3 protein-coding genes and 2 pseudogenes are annotated in these 4,547 nt (G+C 61.2%); all 5 read right to left on the bottom strand.

Annotation, left to right across the window (positions count from 1 at the left end; genetic code table 11):
- Nucleotides 1–208, bottom strand: a pseudogene (locus ATY77_RS17970) (lipoyl synthase); the annotation flags it as partial.
- Between the two features lie 22 nt (nucleotides 209–230).
- Nucleotides 231–1,940 (bottom strand): biotin carboxylase N-terminal domain-containing protein, encoded by a 1,710-nt coding sequence (locus ATY77_RS17965; RefSeq protein ID WP_088688417.1) that lies wholly within the window; start codon nucleotides 1,938–1,940, stop codon nucleotides 231–233.
- Entirely contained in the window at nucleotides 1,937–3,535 is a 1,599-nt protein-coding gene (locus ATY77_RS17960) for an urea amidolyase family protein (RefSeq protein WP_088688416.1), read from the bottom strand. Before ATY77_RS17960 ends, ATY77_RS17965 begins: the two co-directional genes overlap by 4 nt.
- A complete protein-coding gene (locus ATY77_RS17955) occupies nucleotides 3,528–4,307 on the bottom strand; it encodes a 5-oxoprolinase subunit PxpA (protein WP_088688415.1) in 780 nt (259 codons plus the stop codon). Before ATY77_RS17955 ends, ATY77_RS17960 begins: the two co-directional genes overlap by 8 nt.
- Nucleotides 4,308–4,425: 118 nt before the next feature.
- A pseudogene (locus ATY77_RS33220) lies at nucleotides 4,426–4,547 on the bottom strand (ABC transporter permease); the annotation flags it as partial.

The following is a 4,547-nucleotide window of genomic DNA, read 5'->3' as shown; positions in this document are numbered from 1 at the left end:
CGATATTCGGGCAGCCAGCTTCCTCGCAGACGGTGACGAGCTTGTGCTCCTTCACGATCGCCCGCGTTTCGGCATAGCCTTTCGAGGTCGGCGCCTTGACGCGGATCCAGTCCGGCTTGCGCATGACTTCCATATCCGGCCGATGCGCCTTTTCCGGATGTCGCACGCGCTTGGCGTCGTGGCCTATGATATCGAAAACAGTCACCATCACGGATTTGCCTGATAAGCGATTAATGGATTGCGGCGAGCTTTGCACCAAAGCTCACCACGGCGCCCTTCTCGACACCGATCTCGATCTGGCCGGATTTCGGTGCGTTGATACGTGTCTCCATCTTCATCGCCTCGATCACCGCGACCGAATCTCCCTTTTCGACCTGAGCCCCGTTTTCGACCAGCCATTGCTGCAGCGTCCCCCCTATCGGTGCTGTGACTGCGTCGTCTCCCACGACGGTGGCGGGAGGCGCCGTCCCTCCGGAAACGGGGGCGGCGGCAAAAAGATGGGCAGGTAATGCGATCGAATGGCGTTTTCCGTCGATTTCCATGAAGCTGCGGATCACGCCGGTTTCGGCGACGGCGACCCGGGCATCTGGCTCAATTCCGCGAAAGCTGGTCTCGATCCAGTTCGTGAACACCTTGAACCCCGATTCCGCAACAAAATCAGGTTCGTCGACCACGGCGCGGTGGAACGGCAGGACGGAGGCGACGCCCTCAATGCGAAATTCTGAAAGCGCTCGTCGGGCGCGCGCCAGCGCTTCGCTTCGTGTGGATCCGGTAACGATCAGCTTCGCCATCATCGAATCATAAAGGCCGGGTATTTCCGATCCCGTTTCGACTCCTGTATCCAAGCGCACACCCGGTCCGGAAGGCGGCCTGAACAGGCTGATAAGCCCCGGCGTCGGCAGGAAACCGCGTCCGGCATCTTCCGCGTTGATCCGGAACTCGAAGGCATGACAACGCGGCGCCGGCGTCTGCGTGACCGAAAGGGGAAGCCCGTCGGCAATTCGCAGTTGTTCGACGACGATATCGATACCGGTCGTTTCCTCGGTTACCGGATGTTCCACCTGCAATCGGGTGTTGACTTCCAGGAAGGAGATGACGCCGTTCTGGGCGAGCAGGAATTCCACCGTTCCCGCGCCGGTATAGCCCGCTTCCATGCAGATCGCACGAGCCGATTGATGTATCCGGGTCCGCTGTTCTTCGGTGATGAAAGGCGCAGGCGCCTCTTCGACCAGTTTCTGGTTCCTGCGCTGCAGCGAGCAATCGCGCGTCCCGAGCACGACGGTATTCCCGCGGGTATCGGCGACGATCTGGGCTTCGACATGCCTTGGTTTGTCGAGAAACTGCTCGGCGTAGCACTCGCCGCGTCCGAAGGCCTCCGTTGCTTCGCGCACGGCCGAATCGAACAGTTCGCCGACCTCTTCCAGCTTCCAGGCCACCTTCATCCCGCGTCCGCCCCCACCGAATGCCGCCTTGATGGCGAGCGGCAAACCGGCTTTCTTGGCAAAGGCGACGGCCTCTGCGGCCGACGCCAACGGCCCGTCCGATCCCTTGACGAGCGGAGCGCCAACCTTGGCAGCGATGCGACGCGCCTCGACTTTGTCACCAAGAGCGGTAATGACCTCCGGCTTCGGACCGACCCAGATGAGGCCGGCATCGATGACTGCCTTGGCGAATTCGGCGCGTTCGGAAAGAAAGCCATATCCAGGGTGAATCGCGTCTGCGCGAGAGCGGGCGGCGATTGCAAGGATCTTGTCTATGTCGAGATAGGTTTCGCTCGGTCTGCCGGGCCCAAGCCCATAAGCCTCGTCGGCAACCTCGGCGTGAAGCGAGCGGACGTCCGCGTCCGAGTAGATGGCAACCGATTTTATTCCATAGTCGCGAGCTGCGCGTGCGATGCGGACGGCGATCTCACCCCGGTTTGCGATAAGAAGTTTTTTCATCTGTCCGTCTCCCCAAGGATTTGATTTTGGTCGCCTGTCGCCTTGAACCGGATGCGTGCTCCGATCGGAAGCTGGCCTGCAAGGTCCAGGTGGTGAGCGGCAACGACAGCAATGACCGGATAGCCGCCCGTCAAGGGATGGTCGGCCGCAAAAAGGACGGGTTGGCCGCTGTGCGGGACCTGAATCGCCCCGAGCACCGTCGCTTCCGACGGGAGCTCGGCGTCGTCTTTCCGCTCGATGGTCCGCGGCCCGGCAAGGCGAACGCCGACGCGACTGGACTCTGGCGTGACCACCCACTCCTGTTCTAGGAAGGTCTCGACGCCGTTCGGGGTGAACCAATCGACTCGGGGCCCCAGGATGACATCAAGCGTCACCGGCAGCTTGTCGTCCGGCAATTGCGGTGGCGGGCCTCCCAGCCAGACAGCATTGGCATGGCGGCCGGCCGGAACGAGCATGTCACCTTCGATGATCGGATCGGGTCCGATCTTGGCGAGGGTGTCCGCCGACACCGAACCGAGCACAGGATCAACGGCAAAGCCACCACGCAGCGCGAGATAGCTGCGGCTGCCTCTGTCGGGAAAGCCGAGCACCAACTCGTCACCCTCATCGAGTGCGATTGCCTCACCGTGGGCGGCCCCCACCTGCTGACCGCCGGCCGTGCGGATTGTCAGCGGGCACGTTGCCCCTGTCACGGCGACAGTGAGGGGTCGATCTGCCCTCAATTCAAAGCAGCCGAACGCAATCTCGATTGCACCTTCCGTCTGCGGATTGCCGACAGCCAAATTCGCGCGCCGCAAGCTCTCACGATCCATTGCTCCGGACATCGAAACGCCTTGACCCGAACATCCGCCTCGCCCCAGATCCTGGTACAGCGCAGGACGGTCGGTGCGAATGACATGAATGCCGTCCTTCGCCGGCGGCCGCTTTTTCGGAAGCGATTTTGCGGGTTTCGGAAACTTCGAGGCGCTCATCCGCGCCAGGTCCAGGAACCGGACCCGATCACCGGGCGTCAGCAGAGCGGCACGCTCGCGTGATAGGTCCCACATCTTGAGCGGCGTGCGGCCGATCAGTTGCCACCCGCCCGGACTGTCGGACGGATAGACACCGCCGAACCTTCCGGCAAGCGCGACGGAGCCAGCCGGAATTCTAACCCGAGGAGTGCTCCGCCTCGGAACATTGAAAATCGGATCATCGCAGGTCATGTAGGCAAAGCCCGGGGCAAAGCCCGTGAACGCAACGGTGAACGTTGCCTCGGTATGATGGCGGATTACCTCGGCTTGTGTGCAGCCGAGAAGATCGGCCACCTCCCGCAGGTCCTCTCCATCGTAGGTTACAGGGATCTCGAAGGTTTCGCCGTGACGCACTGCCTGCGAAGACAGGTCAAGATTCGAGATGAGTTGCGTCAGGGCATGATGGCTGATAATTGCGGGATCATAGTCCACCATGACGGTGCGCGCGGCGGGAACGATGTCTCGCACGCCCTCGGGAAGGTGAGCACGCAGGGCGTCCAAAAGGTTAAGAGTTTCTTGCAGCTCGTCGAGTTCGACAAGAATCGCACTCGATCCTGATGGCCGGAACCGGATCTTTTCAGACATCGTCTTCGCGCTCCGATGCGAAGGACCGTATTTCAATCGCTTGTGTCGAGAAGGCTTCGCGCAATGACCTGGCGATCACCACGGCATCCGGACTATCACCGTGAACACAGATCGATTGTGCCTCGATGGCGATGTCCGTGCCGTCGATGGCCGTTACCCGGCCCTCCTGCACAAGGCGCAGCATTCGTGCGCAGACCTCTCGGCTGTCGTGAATGACTGCACCGGGCTGCCGGCGGCTGACAAGGCTGCCGTCGCGATTGTAGGCCCGATCGGCAAACGCCTCGCATATGACCTTGAGTCCAGCCGATCGTGCTTGCTCGACGAATTGCGAGCCCGACAAAGCGACCACCGCCAGCCGCTTATCGAGCTGCTGGATGGCGTTGATCACGTCTGATGCCTGTCTCGCGTCGTGAGCGATCGTATTGTAGAGCGCTCCGTGCGGCTTGACGTAGCGCACGGATGTTTCGGCCGCCGCCGCCAGTGCTTGAAGAGCGCCGATCTGGTAAATCGTGTCGGCGATGAGTTCGGCACTTGTCGGATCCATGTTTCTACGACCAAAGCCGACCAGATCTCTGTAGCCCACATGTGCGCCGACGATGACGCCGCAGGCGCGGGCAGCATGCAGCGTCTTGAGAATTCCCGCGGGATCGCCCGCATGGAAACCGCAGGCGATATTCGCACTGGAGACGATCTTCAGCAAAGCCGCATCATTGCCCATCTGCCATGGGCCGAAGCTTTCACCGAGATCACTGTTCAAATCGATCGTCGCCATTTGCGCGTGTCCTTGAGCGATGGATCTGGAGGCGGACAAGGGCGTCGCACGCCACACAGCAATAAAAGTAGCTCTGGCCGCGGCAATGGCGATCCCCATCGCCGCGGCCCTTGGCCGTTTAAGTTCCCCTTGCCTGTCTTGAACGTCTGTATTGATCGATGACGACGGCGAGGACGATGATGGCTCCCTTGATGATCTCCTGGTAATAGGATCCGATCTTGAGGAAGGTGAATCCGGAGG

The sequence above is a fragment of the Rhizobium sp. R634 genome (assembly GCF_002211305.1).
GTDB lineage: Bacteria > Pseudomonadota > Alphaproteobacteria > Rhizobiales > Rhizobiaceae > Rhizobium.
The sequence above is the reverse complement of the archived record's forward strand: the minus strand, read 5'-3'. Positions and strand labels throughout refer to the sequence as shown.

What these genes read in the sequence shown, in the direction of transcription:
- ATY77_RS17965 (WP_088688417.1), bottom strand. Translation starts at nt 1,940, where the DNA reads ATGAAAAAACTTCTTATCGCAAACCGGGGTGAGATCGCCGTCCGCATC.
- ATY77_RS17960 (WP_088688416.1), bottom strand. Translation starts at nt 3,535, where the DNA reads ATGTCTGAAAAGATCCGGTTCCGGCCATCAGGATCGAGTGCGATTCTT.
- ATY77_RS17955 (WP_088688415.1), bottom strand. Translation starts at nt 4,307, where the DNA reads ATGGCGACGATCGATTTGAACAGTGATCTCGGTGAAAGCTTCGGCCCA.